Origin of the sequence: Elizabethkingia occulta (assembly GCF_002023715.1) — a bacterium.
Lineage (GTDB): Bacteria > Bacteroidota > Bacteroidia > Flavobacteriales > Weeksellaceae > Elizabethkingia > Elizabethkingia occulta.
On record NZ_MAHX01000020.1, the window covers coordinates 132,362 to 149,003 of the forward strand.

A 16,642-nucleotide genomic window follows, 5' to 3' on the forward strand; every position below is an offset into this window, starting at 1 on the left:
AAATGGAGCTTTTAAAAAGATATTCGTTTCTACAATTATTATCTCTTGTTTACTGTAAAATAAGAACAATATTTATTTTTAAAAATGCTCGAATTATCCGTTTCCCGATTGATATTAGAGGAAGGGAATTTATTAAAGTTTCCAAAGGTTTTACAACAGGAGTGAATTGTAGAATTGAGGCTTATCCCGAAAATAATCAAACGACATTGTTTTTTGGCGAGAATTTCCAAATGAATGATTATGTACATATTACAGCTAGGGAAAAGGTAGAGATAGGAAATAATGTCCTTTTTGCAAGTAAAATTTATGTTTCGGATTGTTCACATGGAAGTTATTCGGGGGATAAAAATGATTCTACGCCAGATTCAATTCCACATTACAGAAAATTATATTCTAAGCCTGTAGTTATTGAGGATAATGTTTGGTTAGGAGAATTTGTTTCCGTTTTGCCAGGTGTTACTATTGGTAAAGGCACAATTGTTGGTGCCAATTCAGTAGTTTCAAAAAGCCTTCCGCCAAACGTTATTGCAGTAGGGATACCCGCAAAACCAATTAAAATATACAATTTCGAAACCCAAAATTGGGAAAAATATTAAAATATAAATCTAGTTGAATATGAAAAATATACTAATTACTGGAGGTGCAGGATTTATTGGATCTAATCTAGCTTTAAAATTAATTTCAAAAGGTTATAATATAACAGTTTTAGATAATCTGTCACCACAAATTCATGGTGAAAATCCAACGGAAACCTCTCCATTATATTTAAGTGTTAAGGACAAAGTTAAATTTATTTTAGGAACAGTAACCAGTGAAGAAGATTGGAGGAAAGCTATTGAAGGACAAGATGCTATTGTACATTATGCGGCAGAAACAGGAACAGGGCAATCCATGTATGAAGTGAAAAAATATATTGACGTAAATATTAATGGAACTGCGCTATTATTAGATTTATTAGTAAATACTAAGCATACGATTAAAAAAGTGGTTGTCGCGTCTTCTCGTTCTATTTATGGGGAAGGAAAATACATTAGTCAAGAGTTAGGTGCTGTTTATCCAAAACAACGTACAGCAGACTATATGAATCAAGGTGATTTCGAAGTGAAATATCCAGGTTCATCTACTTTGACCTTGGTTGGTACTGATGAAGCTTCAAAAATTCATCCATCTTCTGTTTATGGAATTACAAAGCAAAATCAAGAACAAATGGTATTAACGGTTTGTCCTACAATTGGTATTGCAGGGGTGGCATTTCGTTATCAAAATGTATATGGTCCTGGTCAGTCTCTTAAAAATCCTTATACCGGAATTTTATCTATTTTTTCTACGCAAATTAAAAACGGAAATGGTATTAATATTTTCGAAGATGGAAAAGAAACCAGAGATTTTGTTTTCATTGATGATGTAGTGGATGCTACGATTTTAGGTATTGAAAAGGAAGAAGCAAATAATCAGGTATTTAATGTCGGCACGGGAGTGGCAACAGATGTATTGACCGTAGCCGAGGGATTAATAAGAAATTATGGAGTAGAAGTTCCGATAACAATTTCCGGAAACTACAGGTTGGGAGATATTCGTCATAACTATGCGGATTTAACCAAAATTAATTCAGTTTTGGGTTTCAAACCAAAAGTAACATTTGAACAAGGTCTTCAACAATTCACAGAATGGGTAAATATGCAAGAAGTTCAAGAAGATCAGTATCAAAAATCGATTGATGAAATGAAAGCGAAAGGTTTATACAGATAGTTTATGATTACCAATCAATTACGTGGAAAAAAAGTCCTATTCTTAAGCGTTCGGACTTTTAATTTAGAAAATGAGATTATTCGTAAACTAGAATCTTTTGGAGCCTATGTTACCTATTTTGATGAAAGACCTAATAATAATAATTTCACAAAAGCAATTATTAGGGTTAAAAAGTCCTTATATCAAGTTAGAATTAATTCATATTATCAGAATATTCTGAAAACAATTGAGAACGAAAACTATGATTTCCTTTTTGTAAATAAAGGAGAGGTTGTCCCTGAGTTTTTTTTGCAGGAATTTAATAAGCAAAATCCCGCTTGTACAAAACTATTCTATTGTTGGGATTCCTTTGATAATAATCCTCATGCTTTAAAAAATTTGGTTTATTTTGATAGAAAATCTTCTTTTGATCCATTAGATGCAAAAAAGTATAATATCTATTTTAGACCTCTTTTTTTCTTGGATGAATATGAAAATTTGGAAATGGGAAAAGAAGTTTTAGATTTATTATTTATAGGTACTGCTCACTCAGACCGCTATATTATTAGTTCCAAAATAAAGAACTGGTGTCAGCAAAATAAACTGAAGGCATTTTGTTTCTATTATATGCAAGGTAAATTTGTATATTTCTATAAACGCTTTTTTGATAAAACATTTAAACAATTCGATTATAAAAAGTTAAGTTTCAAATCTCTTAGCAAAGTGCAAATTTTGGACTATTATCAAAAATCTAAAGTGATTTTAGATATCAATCATCCTTATCAAAGAGGTTTAACACTCCGTACTTTTGAAGCATTAGGAGCGAAAAAAAAAATAATTACAACAAATCAGGAAATTAAAAAATTTCCTTTTTATAATGAAAATAATGTCTTTGTAATTGATAGAACAAATATTAGGCTGAATAAATCTTTTTTTGAAACTCCTTATCAAAAAGTAGACAAAGAAACTTACAAAAAATTTTCTTTAGAAGGTTTTTTATATAATATTTTTATAAATCCTGAACAGGATTATTGGAATAAATCACTATAAGTATGCAATACCTACTAATTATCATATCTCTTTTCATCTTAGAACTTATTTACTTCAAAATTGCAGATAGGTTTAATATTATAGATAAACCTAATGAAAGAAGTTCACATACTCAGATTACATTGAGGGGAGGTGGAATTATTTTTTATTTTGGAGCATTATTATTCTTTATAATTTCAGATTTTCAATATCCATATTTTATACTTGGACTTACTCTAATGGCCTTAATAAGTTTTTTGGATGATATATTTACATTGTCTAATAAGATTCGGTTACTAATACACTTAGTAAGTGTAATACTGATGTTCATGCAGATAGGACTTTTTTCTTATGCATGGTTTATTCCTTTAATAGCATTGGTATTAACTATCGGAATTATTAATGCTTATAACTTTATGGATGGGATTAATGGGATTACAGCGTGTTATAGCTTGGTTGTTCTAATTTTATTAGCTATAGTCAATCAAAGAATAGATTTTATAGATGGAAATTTAATATACTATAGTATTATTGCAACACTAGTTTTTGGTTTTTTTAATTTCAGACAAAAAGCAAAATGCTTTGCCGGAGATGTAGGGAGTGTAAGTATTGCATTTATTATTGTATTCCTTTTAGGTCAGTTAATAAGGAAAACTGGAAATATTATATACTTGTTGTTTTTAACAGTATATGGATTAGATGCAATATGGACTATTATTAGAAGGTTAAACAAACGTGAAAATATTTTTAAAGCTCATCGCAGCCATTTATACCAATATTTAGCAAATGAAAATAAGACTAATAAACTGATTGTTTCCGGAATCTATGGATTGATACAACTATTTATTGGAGGGATTGTAATATGGGGAACATCGCTGTCCGTAAGTGCTCAGCTAATATTGTCAGGAAGTATTATAGGTTTCGGTAGTATTGTATATTTTGGAATAAAACAAAAATTAATAAAAAAACATAATCTTTAGGTGATGAAGAAATTTGTTTTATATGGTAATGGAGGCCATTCAAAAGTCGTGCAAGATCTTATTTATAAATTAGGAGGAACAATACAGGCAATATTTGATCAAGAAAATATATATGATCCGAATGCATTTCCAAATGCAGAAATAATAATATGTATAGGAGATAATAAAGTTAGAGAGGAAATTTCAAAAAAAATTGAACATAGGTTTGCTACATTAATTCACCCTAGTGCTGTATTAGCTAATGGTATTGAAATTGGAAAAGGTACAGTTGTTCTGGCTAATGCTGTTTTGCAGGCTGGAACAAAAGTTGGAAAGCATGTTATAATCAATGCAAATACTACAATAGATCATGATGTTGTGATTGAAGATTTTGTTTCAGTATATCCTAATACATATATAGGAGGAGGGGCTAATATTACTAAAAATAAAATTATTGAGCCTAATCAAGTAATTGCGAGAAATACATTTTTTTAATACTAAACAAAGACGTCTATAATAAAAAAAGCTTCTCTTTAGTATAATACACTATGAGAAGCTTTGATAAATTGTGATTTGATGTTACTCCAAAAGTATATCATTTTTTTTAATTACAATTACGGGAAACCGTAATTATTGAAAATATTAAGAAAAAGATTTAGAAATAATATCGAATAAAATCGAATTGCCTTTTCATAATTTAATATGTACTTTTGCTCATTACATTTTACAAAATAATAGATAAAAATGAAAACACAAAAAATAGGAATTACTTTTTCAGCCTTTGATTTATTACATGCTGGTCATATAAAAATGTTGGAAGAAGCTAAAACCGTATGTGACTATCTTATAGTTGGATTGCAACTAGATCCTACTCTTGATAGACCAAATAAAAATAAGCCTACACAAAGTATTGTGGAGCGTTATATTCAGCTAAAGGCATGTCGTTCTGTAGATGAAATTATCCCATATAATACAGAGGAAGACTTATTAGATATTCTAAAATCATTTGTGATAGATATACGTATTATTGGGGATGATTATAGGGATACTAACTTTACGGGAAAAGAATATTGTGAGCAAAAAGGGATTGAAATATATTATAATAAGAGGGATCATCGTTTTTCAAGTACAGCTTTAAAAAGAGCCGTTTATGAGCAAGAGCTTAAAAAACAAGAAGCAAACAAATAATCTATGAAATTAATAGAAACACCACTTAAAGATTGTTATATTATTGAACCTACCGTTTTTGAGGATGAAAGAGGATATTTTTATGAAAAATACAATGAAAAAAAATTTGAAGAATTAACAAGCTTAAATGGACATTTTGTTCAGGATAATATATCTAAATCATCTTATGGAGTTTTGCGTGGTTTGCATTTGCAAAAAGGAGATTATGCACAGGCTAAATTAGTGTCTTGTCTAGAAGGAAAGGTTTGGGATATTGCAGTAGATTTGAGAAGAGATTCTCCCACATTTGGAAAATGGTATGGAGTAGAGCTTACTGCGGAGAATAAAATACAGTTTTATGTGCCCAGAGGTTTTGCTCATGGTTTTGTGGTACTAAGTGAAACTGCTGTTTTTTCCTATAAATGTGATAATCTTTATAACAAAGAATCTGAAGGAAGTGTTAAATTCAATGATTCTGATCTTGATATTGACTGGAAAATTGCAGAGGCAGACATGATATTGTCAGAAAAAGATCAGAATGCTCCAACTTTCAAAGACAAAAATTACTAAATATACCATGAAGCATATTATTATCACCGGAGGAGCGGGTTTTATAGGTTCTCATGTTGTAAGAGAATTTGTAAAAAAAAATCCTGAGATTACAATTATCAATTTGGATGCATTAACATATGCAGGAAATCTTGAAAATCTGAAAGATATTGAAAACTCTCCTAATTATGTTTTCGAAAAAGCGGATATTACAAAGCCTGAAGAATTAAGAAGGGTTTTTGAAAAATATAGCCCGGATGCTGTAGTACATTTGGCAGCAGAAAGTCATGTAGACAGAAGCATTACAGATCCAAATGCATTTATTAATACAAATGTTATAGGAACAGCAAACTTACTGAATTTGTGTCGTGAATTCTGGACATTAAATCCTGAACACACACATGGCAGGTTTCCGGATGAACCACGAATAAATCTTTTTTATCATGTTTCTACAGACGAAGTGTATGGAAGTTTAGGCGAAACAGGTTTCTTTTTAGAAACAACAGCCTATGATCCTCAATCTCCTTATTCCGCTTCCAAAGCAGCGTCCGATCATTTGGTAAGAGCTTATGGTAATACTTATGGAATGCCATTCATAGTTTCTAATTGTTCCAATAATTATGGACCAAACCACTTCCCCGAGAAGTTGATTCCACTGTGTATTTCTAATATCTTAAATGAAAAGCCATTGCCAATATATGGAGATGGAAAATATACAAGAGATTGGTTGTATGTAATTGACCATGCCAGAGCAATTCATCAAATATTTAATGAAGCTAAAACTGGAGAAACTTATAATATTGGAGGTTTTAACGAGTGGCAGAATATTGATCTGGTAAAAGAATTAATCAAGCAATTAGATGCTAAATTAGGCAAGCCAGAAGGTCATTCTGAAAAACTTATTACATTTGTTAAAGACCGTCCCGGGCATGACAAGCGTTATGCAATTGATGCGACGAAATTAAATAAAGATCTAGGTTGGAAACCTTCAGTTACTTTTGAAGAGGGACTATCTAAGACAATTGATTGGTATTTGGATAATAAAGAATGGTTAGAAAATGTAACTTCTGGAGATTATCAAAAATATTATGAAAATCAATATTCATAATTTTAGAAAAGGCAAATAAATTCATAAATCTGAGATTAAATGAAAGGAATTATTCTCGCCGGAGGATCCGGAACAAGATTATATCCATTAACGATAGCTGTAAGTAAGCAACTAATGCCTGTTTATGATAAGCCGATGATTTATTATCCTTTATCTACTTTGCTTTTAGCAGGGATTAAAGATATACTAATCATCACCACACCACATGATCAGGCAGGATTTGTAAAGCTCTTAGGAGATGGATCACAAATAGGATGTAATATCGAATATGTGGTACAACCCAGTCCCGACGGTTTAGCCCAGGCTTTTATTTTAGGAGAGCAATTTATTGGAAATGATGCTGCAGCTTTAGTTTTGGGAGACAACATTTTCTATGGAAATGGTATGGGGAGAATGCTAAAACATAAAACTAATCCAAATGGAGGTGTTGTATTTGCGTACCATGTAGCCGACCCGGAACGTTATGGTGTTGTTGAATTTGATGATAATTTTAAAGCCTTATCAATAGAAGAAAAGCCCTCGAAGCCTAAATCTAATTATGCAGTACCAGGCTTATATTTTTACGATAATAATGTTGTAGAAATAGCTAAGAATATAAAACCTTCTCCACGTGGAGAATTAGAAATCACGGATGTTAATAACGTTTACTTAGAGCAAGGCAAACTAGAAGTAGGTGTACTGGACAGAGGAACAGCTTGGCTGGATACTGGGACTTTTGACTCTTTACGAGAAGCTTCTGAATTTGTTAGCGTTATTGAGAAGCGTCAGGGTTTCAAAATAGGATGTATAGAAGAAATAGCATTCCTTAACGGATTTATTAACGAAGAGAAACTTCTGGAAACAGCACAAAAGTACGGAAAGAGTGGCTACGGAGCTTATCTGAAGAATTTGATAAAAGATAGATAGAAAAATAAAGCAGACAAAGAGTCTGCTTTTTTTATAAAAGATTATCCGAAGTGGAGACAAAATCAGGATTACTGAAATTCACAAACAGACAACATCACAATTTTCTCTATCTTTGTCCAATTAATTATTGCAAATGATTCTACGCGGAGAAAATCTGATTAAAGAATATGGTCCTAAAAAAGTAGTAAAGGGTGTGTCTGTGGAAGTTCGACAAGGAGAGATTGTCGGATTGTTAGGGCCAAATGGTGCAGGTAAAACAACATCTTTCTACATGATCGTAGGTTTGGTAAAACCAACCTCCGGGAAAATATGGCTGGACGACCATGAAATTACTTCGGATGCAATGTACCGTAGAGCTCAAAAAGGAATTGGTTATTTGGCTCAGGAAGCTTCAATCTTCAGGAAGTTATCTGTTGAAGATAATATTATGGGAGTGCTGCAACTTACGAAACTTTCCAAGCAGGAGCAGAAAAAGAAATGTAACGAATTAATTGAAGAGTTTTCTCTTGAGCATGTTCGTAAAAACCGAGGTGACCTATTGTCCGGTGGAGAAAGACGTAGAACTGAAATTGCACGATGTTTAGCAACGAATCCAAGCTTCATATTACTAGATGAACCTTTTGCAGGGGTAGACCCCATTGCGGTAGAAGATATCCAGAAAATTGTACGCTCTTTAGTGGACAAAAATATTGGTATTTTGATTACTGACCATAATGTACAGCAAACTCTTGCCATTACCCATAAAACTTATATTATGTTTGAGGGAAAAATTCTGAAAGAAGGTATTCCGGAAGATCTTGCTAATGACCCCGAAGTACGTCAGGCATATCTTGGAGAAAACTTTAGATTCGAAAAATTTTAATCCGTATCTTCGAGTGGCTTAGAAGATTTTATGGCAAAAAAATTCAGAAGGACACTCAATCTTATCCATATTTATCAACAATTACGACCTTTTATCAAACCATATAGGCTGATGATCTATGGGACGTTAATTCTTACCTTTCTGGGCGCTCTTGCGGCTCAGGTAAATCCTGTTGTACTTAAGTATACTGTAGATGAGGTTTCCAAATTAACACACCTTGCACATCCAATGCAGGAAGGAATTCATGTTTTGGTTGTTATTAGTGTGATCCTTTTAGGGAAGGAACTTGCCAATATCTTTATTCAGTTTGGGCAAAAGTTTTATGGAGAGAAGATCCGAATAAATGTTAGCAGTGATCTGGCCCAGGCAGCTATTGATAAGATTTTAACCTATAGAATAGCTTACTATAACGACGAAAATCACGAAAGCGGAAAACTGCAAATTCGCATTGATCGAGGAATTGAAAGTTTAACGCGTTTAGTTCAGAATTTCTTTATCGATATTCTACCTCTATTTTCCAATGCTATTATAGCATTAATCATCATGTACATGCAAAATGTGTATGTAGGTTTAGTATCGACTGTTATTATACCCATTTACTTTTATGTAAGTGTTTTGCAAGCTAAAAAATTACAGGGTGTTCGGAGGCAACTACGTACTCAGCGCGAACAAAAAACTAATGGACTGCTCAACCTGATTAATTCCATTATGGTTATTAAAAGCTTCGTTCGGGAGAAATTCGAAGGCAAAAAACAATTCGATCTTCAGATGCAACTTATGGACAGCCAGATGTACACACGCCGTACCAATTTCTTTTATGATGGACTCAAAACCTTTTTAGAGCAAATAGGAGTTGTGCTTATTATTCTTTTGACGGTTTACCTTGTTCTGGATCAGAAAATGACAATAGGAGCCATTATGCTGCATATTATGCTTTTTAATAATGTATCAGCACCTATTCGCCAGCTTCATCGTATTTATGATGAAATGAATGATGCTCTTATTTATGCTGAAGGTTACTTTGAAATATTAAATGCTGATGATGAAACTGAACCTAATGGTAGTATAGAAGGTGTAAAGATAAAAGGTACATTTGATTTGCAGAATGTTGACTTTGCTTATCCAAATGGGACACATGCTTTATATGACATTAACATGCGGATTGAAGCCGGAAAAACAACTGCTTTAGTTGGACTAAGCGGAGCCGGGAAGAGTACTGTAATCAATCTTCTGTGCAAATTTTATTTACCTAACAAAGGCGAAATACTTTTAGACGGGAAGAATCTAAATGACTATGAAAATGAATTTCTAAGAAGTCATATCGGATTGGTTTTACAGAAGAATCATATTTTTAAAGGTACAATAGAAGACAATATCCGATATGGAGATATGAATGCTTCTTTTGATCAGATAGAGGAGGCTGCAAAGAAAGCCTATCTCCATAATCAGATTCTGGATCTACCGGAAGGATATCAACATGATGCTACACAGCTAAGTGGAGGACAGCAACAAAGAATTGCGATAGCAAGATTATTCTTGAAAGATCCACCCATTATTTTTCTTGATGAACCAACTGCAAGTTTAGATGCAATTGCAACAGAGCAGATTAAGAATAGCTTGGATGCTATTAAAGAAAACAGAACAGTGGTTATTATTTCTCATTCCTTATCACAAATTCTGGATTCAGATAAAATTTATGTAATGAAAAAAGGCCACGTTGTTGAAAGTGGAACTCATGAGCAACTCTATGAACAAGAAGGTGTTTACAAAGAAATTTTTGATGCTTCTGCAAGAAGCCTTAATCTAGACCGATTAGTAAAGACTTATAAAGAGTAAATTATTAAAGTGAATTTGTAAATTTGTTATTATTGTTATCTTAAGGTAAAGGGAATGGAAACTATTTGTGCAAAATATTCGGATGTTAAAAGTGCTATTCTTGCTGTAAAACAATTGAGTGAAGACTTAGGGTATAGAAGAAAAGGTAAAACAAAACTTTCGGATGCATATTATCTGGATTATGGTATCTATGAATTGGATTGGGATTTTTTTCTGGAAGAATATGAGAAAAGATTCAATTTAACATTAGAAGGGCTTACTTATGAAGATTACTTTCCAGAGCTTAATCCATTACATGAAGTATTAAAATTACCATTACGGATCATTATGAAAATATTTTCTTTGTTCTCTGTGAGTATAAAGAGAATGTATAGAAATATTTTCAGCATTAAATGTAAGCGCCTTGAGGTTGGAGATTTAGTACTTTCTGTATTATAATCGGCAAAATTGAATTTCACAAAAAATAAAATTGAATGTCCAAAAAAAATAAAGCCTTTCAAGAATATTGAAAGGCTTTTTAAATAGTGTTTAAACAGTAGTTAATTTATTACTGTTAATTCTGCAATAATTGCTTTGCATTCATTCAGAACACCTTCTCTTAATGTTTCATCTCCGGGCTTTGAACCAGTAGCTTCAAATTGGAATTTATCATTCTCTGGAAAATATGACCCAGTCATTGCAAAATTTCCGGTAAAATCCTGATCCCCGGTTTTTCCTCTTTGTACACTAAATGTGATTACAAATGGTGGTTTTTGCGGGTTTACTACATAATTATAGTTAAATGTTACGGTATTCCCTGAAATAATAGTTTGAGCCATAATTTGGCGATTGTCTGAAATAATTGTTCTAACTGTTGTTGCTTGTGTTCCCATTGTATTTAGATTTGTTTGTTATTAATTAAGGGTGTATAAATTCTGATCCTGACATGGATATATTTTTTGTCTGTACTTGTTCGCCTCCTGCTAACCGTATACATAGTATTGTAATGCTCCAATTTGACATTCCACCAACAGGTGCATCAGAACCTTGCGCATGAGCAGGCATTGCATACCAGCCATCCCATTTTTTAGGAGTAGAAGGCCCCGGCTTTTGTTTGCTATTGTCTGTGTCGTAGTAAAACTTCTCATACTGCTTATAGTTAGCAGAATCATACGACACTCCGGCTGAATATCTCCAATAATTATTGTTTGTATTAAGATCAACATTACACCATCCATAAGTGTCATTTTGATACGTATTTATCATTAATTGACCACGTAAAAAGTTTTCAAAATCGGCATCGGAATTGGTACTCCCTGATGGAATGTTTAGTAGCAGATAATTGTCCCAACTATCAGGAATATAATTTGAGAAAATAATCCCCTGTGAACCCATTTCCATAGTTTTGTTGCCAGAATTGTCATAGACATTGAAAACAAGCTTTCCATTAACGATGCCCATTTCAAAACCTAGTACCCCATTCGGATGATGCATCTGAATTAAGCCTTTATCAAGCATTACTAACGGGGCTTTATTTTTGTTAGCGTAATTTGATCCTAAGAATAATCGAACTGAATCAGCCCCACGATCTGTAACACCAGTTAAGCCTGCATTACCTCCATTTACGTCACCTACGAGCATTGTCCCGGATGCAACCACGTTACCGTCCACGGTAGTATTTAAGAAAGATGTAATTTGAGAAACTCTGTTTGCTGTATTCTGCGCATTGTTTGCCTGTGCCATTGCAAGTGCTGTCTGCTGCTCGTTTTGCTTGATTTTATCTTCCAAGTACTTATCAACATCGGTCATGTCAAAAACAGAAGCGTATGCAACAATCGTTTCAAATGCTCTATTTCCATATCCCATGTCATTAAACCAAAAATAATTAATGCTTGAAAAACTTCCATCTCCTCCACACCTTACAATACAGATATACTCTTCAAATCTTCCTGTTCCATATTGTGATGTTGTCCATACATATGAGCCATCATTTCCATATGGATTGGCAGCAAACTCAATTTTAATTCCTGCTGGAAACCTAGCTATCATACGTGTAATAAACACCGCATTTGCTCTGGTAGGTGTGGCAAAGGTAAAGCCTCCATATCCCGGCTCTGTAGGCTGACTATTGGCTGCGAATCCAAAAACAAGGCACTGAGGTGATCTCGTAGGTGCATTGTAGATATTAGTATATGTTAATAAATATGCATTGGTATTGTTTCCGGCATTATTATACAACATTGTACCATTCATTCCATTTCTAAAGTCAACATCTCTATATAAGCAATTGCCTGATGCATAAGAAGCAGATAATGCTTTGTTTAATGCATCTTTAGCCATTTCTGTTTTGGCAGCTTCCGTTGTAGAGTTTGTATAATTTTTTGAAGCATCAGAGATTCTCTTTAAAAGGTCTGTACGCTCTGTATAGTAGGAAACAAATTTCTGTCTAAACTCAGCCCCGTTAATTGGGTTATCTTTGGTGAGATTAGCATATTCAATGCTTATCAAATAGTTAGACAACTGCTGATAGAAATAAGAAAAATTATCATAATTAACACCGAAGGTTATTGCCTGTGAGCGTATATGTGGGAACTCTGCATCTATAACCTGCCATTCTTTCATAACATCGGGCTTTTCAGATGCTGTCAATACATTATCATTAGCTATATCCGCAAGTTTTTGATTTGCAACATTAGCAGAGTTCTGTGCATTGGTAAGTTGTTCCTGTACATCTTCCGGCGCAGGTGTCCAGTCAGTTGCTTTATTTCCTTTTTCAATCTTAATGTTTCTAACCAAATAATAAGCCCACTGAAGCTGAGAGAAATCCACAAAGTTGTAAACATCAGCACTATGATTATTCACATTAACAGTTAAAGAGTATTTCTTCCACGAGTTATCCGGTGTTGAGCTAAAATATTGTATACCGTTGTCACATATATCAACCGCTAGACCCACGACAACCGATTGAGTACCTCTCATCTCCCATGAAACAGTCCAATCACCATTTCCATCAATAACGCCCCATAATCTTATATTGTTTCCATCTGGGTTATTCCTGCCAACAGCGTAGAATCCATTTGGTGCATCAATGTGCTCTCGTTGAAAATCTACATTCAGGGTATCAATAGGAGTGCTTTTTTTGTAGGTATTTCGCCCACCAATTTTTATATTATCAACAAGACCTGTTGCATAAGCTTTTGCAGCATCAGATACGGCTTTTAACAAGTCCTGACGTACATCATAGTAATTTTGAAAATTGTTTTTGAATTCTCGGCCATCTACATTTGTACTAACGTCCATATCTAAGAAAACACCAGAATTAGTCAAATAGTTAGCTAAAGCAACATAATAATTATTGTAATTATCAGTATTGATACTGTATGTACCTGCCTGAGCAATAAGCTTAGGACGTTCAGCTTCTATCTGCTTCCATTCCTTTAATGTATCAGGCTTTTCTTGTGGAGTAACAATGTTATCATTGGCAATGTCTGCTAATTTCTTATTTGCATCAATAGCATTTTGCGCAGCTGTATTCGCTGTGTTCTGTGCATTGGTAGCATTCTGCTTTGCAACTGTTATTTCATTTTGTACATCATTTGCTGAAGGCATCCAGTCATCACCAAGTCTATTACCTTTAACCAGTATTGTTTTTTTATAATCAAGACTATAACTTGGTAATGATGAAACCATTATCAATGCTGAAAAATTTCCACTACCTTTAATTGTATTGGTCTTAATGAATTTCCATACATTAGGCTCTACAATATTTTCACTGCTTCCAGATTCCTTTGTATCATTACTATAAATTACAATTTTTTGAACTGTTGGCGCTGAATGACGGACATATATACCTCTTACATATTCCTGATTATCTTCTAGTGTAAACCACGCTCCAAATAAAGAAACATTTTTTCCTAAATCTGGAGTTGCACGATAAAATTTTTCACCTTCATTTTCAATTAATATAGAAGTACCATATCCCACTGAATTAGGATTCAATCTCAAATATGCCGTATTATCCAACAAATTGACAGAACCAAAGTTTACAGCATCAATTTTTTCCTGCACCTGATTAAGAGCCGGGCTATCGGATGCAAAGGTTACTTTTCCCTTTATTTCAATACCTGATTCATTAAAAGCAATGTAATCACCACCTACGGGTGAAGTCCATCGACCGATACTTATTTCCTGCGGGTTGATCTGAGCAAAGCCATAAGTCATTTTACACACACGGAATCCGTTTTGAATAGATGAAATATAGCCAGATTCAAAATGGAAGAAATCCGGGTCTTGCTCTACTGTTATTTGATTAGGTGTTACAAGTATGTTTGCATTGGTACCATTACGTTGGCATTTAATATAAACATACTGGTATACTGCACTAAGATTTAAAATTGTAGTTGCAGGAATGTACCATGTGCGGGGCGTATCTGCTATTGTTGCATGAACAATTCTCCCGGAAGTATATCGTAGTGAGGTATAGTTATTTTCTAAGTAGAAATTAACATCAGGCAGAGCGAACTGCTGCATACGTCCTCCTAACGAAATAAGCTTTGTATTGATGGATGCAGGCTTTATATTGTTTACATCAAAATAACCCTCGGAATCAAAGGTTTTTTCTGAAAGCTCCAATCCGAAATAATAAGCTGCACGAGCAGCAGCAGCATTGTATCGTTGCTCTTTAATTATTGTTTGTTGTTGCTTTTCCTGCTTATAAAATTGACGAACAATAGACGAAGTATAGGTAACATCTGAAAAGTCCGGCTGTATATCATACGGGTTTTGTAGGTCTTCTGTTAATCCGGTTATACGGACATCAGAATCAAGGCTAAATTCAACAGACTTTAAACGGATCATGGAACCCAAAGAAAGCTGATAATTCAAAGCTTTAAATAATAACGGATCGCTTTCACCCGTATAGGTAAAACGTTGAGTACTATTTAAATTAAGATAATCCTGTCCTTTGGCTTTTAGCAAGGCTTCTGCATTGGTTACATATTGAGCCGGCATTTGGATATCCGACAAAATATAAGTATCACCAACAGCCGGACGGATAATATCAGACGGAATATTCCACGCTTTTTCCTCTTTATTTGGTAATAGCGTAAATGTTTTAGTCTGGCTATTATAACCGTACTCTTTAATTTCAAGAACATACCCCGCTAATTGCCCGGTTTGGAAAGTTACCTTAGCAGAAAGCCCTTTGATAAGTACCGTTGTATTACCATGTCCATCGGTTGCGTTTAAATCAAAATCAATAGTGTTATCCGTAAATACATAAGGATTATTTGCATCCACAGAGGTCACCGTTCCGATTCTATGCGGGTAGATATCGTCAAAAGTTTCGGTATGTTCAATCACTCCATATTTATCAATATTCTTTTCTAAATATGGAACATCAATTCTAAGGCTCTTTTGACCGTTACGATATTTTATCGGTAAGTTTTTATCTGATCCTTTCACACGTAACCGGGTTACAATGGAAGCATCCGCCAAAGGTGCTTGTGTAAGTGTTTTTAATCCTTTATTACGCCCGTATTCAAGTGTAATATTTGCCTGTGGTTTTCTTTCGGTAAAATGTATGCTTTGGTCTGCATCAATCCAGTATTCCAATTTAAATTCATCGGCAATTTTTGCAAGTGCAGAGAGACAATTTATATCGTCAAAGCTAACAAGCTTTGTTTCGGTATTATCAATGATGCCTTTTGTCCATCCTGACTGATCTCTGTTTGCATTTGTAATTACCAGATCAATCATTTTTTCAGCCGTTCCCATAATATCAAATGTGGGAACAGTAAGATTATTTAATTCATCATAAAATAGCATTGAAACATCAGTTAAACGATATTTAACTGATTTAAAATTTAGAGTGTATTGCCATTCTTTTGTCGATTTCTGAACAATAGTCGGAGAATCTAAAAGATAATACCTGCGTCCTTTTACATCTACATAATCACCCATAGCAAATTCAATCTTTCGCACTAATGCAAAGGACATATTAACCAATTCCTCACCCATGATCCGGGAAGTTATTTTTCCGGTTGGACGAATATTGGCAATAACTGTATTTCCTCTTTTTATATCGTATCTCATGCGAATTTAACTTGTATTGTTAATTGAAATTTTACAAACACTGTTGGCACATCTTTGAGCCTTTTTAGTGACTTTACAAAGCCACTGGTTTTTTTATAGAATACCTTGTACGTTTGGGAATGGTCATATATGTAAAGGTCTTGCCATCCGGGCTTTGCGATCTCTGAAAAGAACGCCTGATAATAAAACCAGAAATCACCATCATCCGGAGCCATCATAGCGCAACTGAGTGTTACTTCCTTATCTTTAAATTTTGGTGAAGACAAATCATATTCCTGCCCGTTTTCCTCCGCCCAATCATTGGAAAGGCTTTCCTTTCTTTCTGGATAATCTAAAAGCCCGGCAGTTCCTGTCTGAATAACTAAATTAAAATCTGATAACAGATTTTTACCGTTTAGGGTATCTTTAAATTTATTTGCATTCATG

Annotated in this window: 15 protein-coding genes; 12 read left to right on the top strand and 3 right to left on the bottom strand. The window is 33.8% G+C overall.

What is annotated here, in order from left to right; translation table 11 throughout:
• Window positions 1–2: 2 nt before the first annotated feature.
• From BAZ10_RS19455 to BAZ10_RS16705, 12 genes are all read left to right on the top strand, one after another.
• Complete coding sequence (locus tag BAZ10_RS19455) at window positions 3–596, top strand: LbetaH domain-containing protein (protein ID WP_078772986.1); 594 nt, start codon at window positions 3–5, stop codon at window positions 594–596.
• Window positions 597–615: 19 nt separating this feature from the next.
• Window positions 616–1,749 carry an NAD-dependent epimerase/dehydratase family protein gene (locus tag BAZ10_RS16655; protein WP_078772987.1) on the top strand — a complete coding sequence of 378 codons (1,134 nt, stop codon included), beginning with the start codon at window positions 616–618 and terminating at the stop codon, window positions 1,747–1,749.
• A gap of 3 nt (window positions 1,750–1,752) precedes the next feature.
• Window positions 1,753–2,778, top strand: a complete 1,026-nt coding sequence (locus tag BAZ10_RS16660; protein ID WP_078772988.1) for a lipopolysaccharide biosynthesis protein — start codon at window positions 1,753–1,755, stop codon at window positions 2,776–2,778.
• 2 nt (window positions 2,779–2,780) lie between these two features.
• Window positions 2,781–3,737: an MraY family glycosyltransferase gene (locus BAZ10_RS16665; RefSeq protein WP_078772989.1), complete on the top strand. Its 957-nt coding sequence runs from the start codon at window positions 2,781–2,783 to the stop codon at window positions 3,735–3,737.
• A 3-nt stretch (window positions 3,738–3,740) separates the two neighbouring features.
• A complete protein-coding gene (locus BAZ10_RS16670; RefSeq protein WP_078772990.1) occupies window positions 3,741–4,211 on the top strand; it encodes a PglD-related sugar-binding protein in 471 nt (156 codons plus the stop codon).
• A gap of 249 nt (window positions 4,212–4,460) precedes the next feature.
• Window positions 4,461–4,904, top strand: a complete 444-nt coding sequence (locus BAZ10_RS16675) for an adenylyltransferase/cytidyltransferase family protein (protein WP_078772991.1) — start codon at window positions 4,461–4,463, stop codon at window positions 4,902–4,904.
• Window positions 4,905–4,907: 3 nt separating this feature from the next.
• A complete protein-coding gene (gene rfbC, locus BAZ10_RS16680) occupies window positions 4,908–5,453 on the top strand; it encodes a dTDP-4-dehydrorhamnose 3,5-epimerase (protein WP_078772992.1) in 546 nt (181 codons plus the stop codon).
• A 7-nt stretch (window positions 5,454–5,460) separates the two neighbouring features.
• Window positions 5,461–6,540, top strand: a complete 1,080-nt coding sequence (gene rfbB, locus BAZ10_RS16685) for a dTDP-glucose 4,6-dehydratase (RefSeq protein WP_078773056.1) — start codon at window positions 5,461–5,463, stop codon at window positions 6,538–6,540.
• A 39-nt stretch (window positions 6,541–6,579) separates the two neighbouring features.
• Entirely contained in the window at window positions 6,580–7,446 is an 867-nt protein-coding gene (rfbA, locus tag BAZ10_RS16690) for a glucose-1-phosphate thymidylyltransferase RfbA (protein ID WP_078772993.1), read from the top strand.
• A 133-nt stretch (window positions 7,447–7,579) separates the two neighbouring features.
• A complete protein-coding gene (gene lptB, locus BAZ10_RS16695; protein WP_009087046.1) occupies window positions 7,580–8,308 on the top strand; it encodes an LPS export ABC transporter ATP-binding protein in 729 nt (242 codons plus the stop codon).
• 111 nt (window positions 8,309–8,419) lie between these two features.
• The gene (locus BAZ10_RS16700) at window positions 8,420–10,144 is read left to right on the top strand and encodes an ABC transporter ATP-binding protein (protein WP_078773057.1); all 1,725 of its coding nucleotides are present in this window, start codon (window positions 8,420–8,422) and stop codon (window positions 10,142–10,144) included.
• 54 nt (window positions 10,145–10,198) lie between these two features.
• Window positions 10,199–10,582: a DUF1493 family protein gene (locus tag BAZ10_RS16705; protein WP_078772994.1), complete on the top strand. Its 384-nt coding sequence runs from the start codon at window positions 10,199–10,201 to the stop codon at window positions 10,580–10,582.
• A 101-nt stretch (window positions 10,583–10,683) separates the two neighbouring features.
• On the opposite strand, the gene BAZ10_RS16710 is transcribed toward BAZ10_RS16705, so the two are convergent.
• Genes BAZ10_RS16710 through BAZ10_RS16720 form a run of 3 tightly spaced genes read right to left on the bottom strand, consistent with a single transcriptional unit; the run spans window position 10,684 to window position 16,641 of the window.
• Entirely contained in the window at window positions 10,684–11,016 is a 333-nt protein-coding gene (locus tag BAZ10_RS16710; RefSeq protein ID WP_078772995.1) for a hypothetical protein, read from the bottom strand.
• Window positions 11,017–11,041: 25 nt separating this feature from the next.
• Entirely contained in the window at window positions 11,042–16,216 is a 5,175-nt protein-coding gene (locus BAZ10_RS16715) for a hypothetical protein (RefSeq protein ID WP_078772996.1), read from the bottom strand.
• Window positions 16,213–16,641 carry a hypothetical protein gene (locus tag BAZ10_RS16720; protein WP_078772997.1) on the bottom strand — a complete coding sequence of 143 codons (429 nt, stop codon included), beginning with the start codon at window positions 16,639–16,641 and terminating at the stop codon, window positions 16,213–16,215. Before BAZ10_RS16720 ends, BAZ10_RS16715 begins: the two co-directional genes overlap by 4 nt.
• Window position 16,642: the final 1 nt, after the last annotated feature.

Coding starts and splice junctions, on each gene's coding strand:
- BAZ10_RS19455 (WP_078772986.1), top strand. CDS start 3: ATGGAGCTTTTAAAAAGATATTCGTTTCTACAATTATTATCTCTTGTT.
- BAZ10_RS16655 (WP_078772987.1), top strand. CDS start 616: ATGAAAAATATACTAATTACTGGAGGTGCAGGATTTATTGGATCTAAT.
- BAZ10_RS16660 (WP_078772988.1), top strand. CDS start 1,753: ATGATTACCAATCAATTACGTGGAAAAAAAGTCCTATTCTTAAGCGTT.
- BAZ10_RS16665 (WP_078772989.1), top strand. CDS start 2,781: ATGCAATACCTACTAATTATCATATCTCTTTTCATCTTAGAACTTATT.
- BAZ10_RS16670 (WP_078772990.1), top strand. CDS start 3,741: ATGAAGAAATTTGTTTTATATGGTAATGGAGGCCATTCAAAAGTCGTG.
- BAZ10_RS16675 (WP_078772991.1), top strand. CDS start 4,461: ATGAAAACACAAAAAATAGGAATTACTTTTTCAGCCTTTGATTTATTA.
- rfbC (WP_078772992.1), top strand. CDS start 4,908: ATGAAATTAATAGAAACACCACTTAAAGATTGTTATATTATTGAACCT.
- rfbB (WP_078773056.1), top strand. CDS start 5,461: ATGAAGCATATTATTATCACCGGAGGAGCGGGTTTTATAGGTTCTCAT.
- rfbA (WP_078772993.1), top strand. CDS start 6,580: ATGAAAGGAATTATTCTCGCCGGAGGATCCGGAACAAGATTATATCCA.
- lptB (WP_009087046.1), top strand. CDS start 7,580: ATGATTCTACGCGGAGAAAATCTGATTAAAGAATATGGTCCTAAAAAA.
- BAZ10_RS16700 (WP_078773057.1), top strand. CDS start 8,420: ATGATCTATGGGACGTTAATTCTTACCTTTCTGGGCGCTCTTGCGGCT.
- BAZ10_RS16705 (WP_078772994.1), top strand. CDS start 10,199: ATGGAAACTATTTGTGCAAAATATTCGGATGTTAAAAGTGCTATTCTT.
- BAZ10_RS16710 (WP_078772995.1), bottom strand. CDS start 11,016: ATGGGAACACAAGCAACAACAGTTAGAACAATTATTTCAGACAATCGC.
- BAZ10_RS16715 (WP_078772996.1), bottom strand. CDS start 16,216: ATGAGATACGATATAAAAAGAGGAAATACAGTTATTGCCAATATTCGT.
- BAZ10_RS16720 (WP_078772997.1), bottom strand. CDS start 16,641: ATGAATGCAAATAAATTTAAAGATACCCTAAACGGTAAAAATCTGTTA.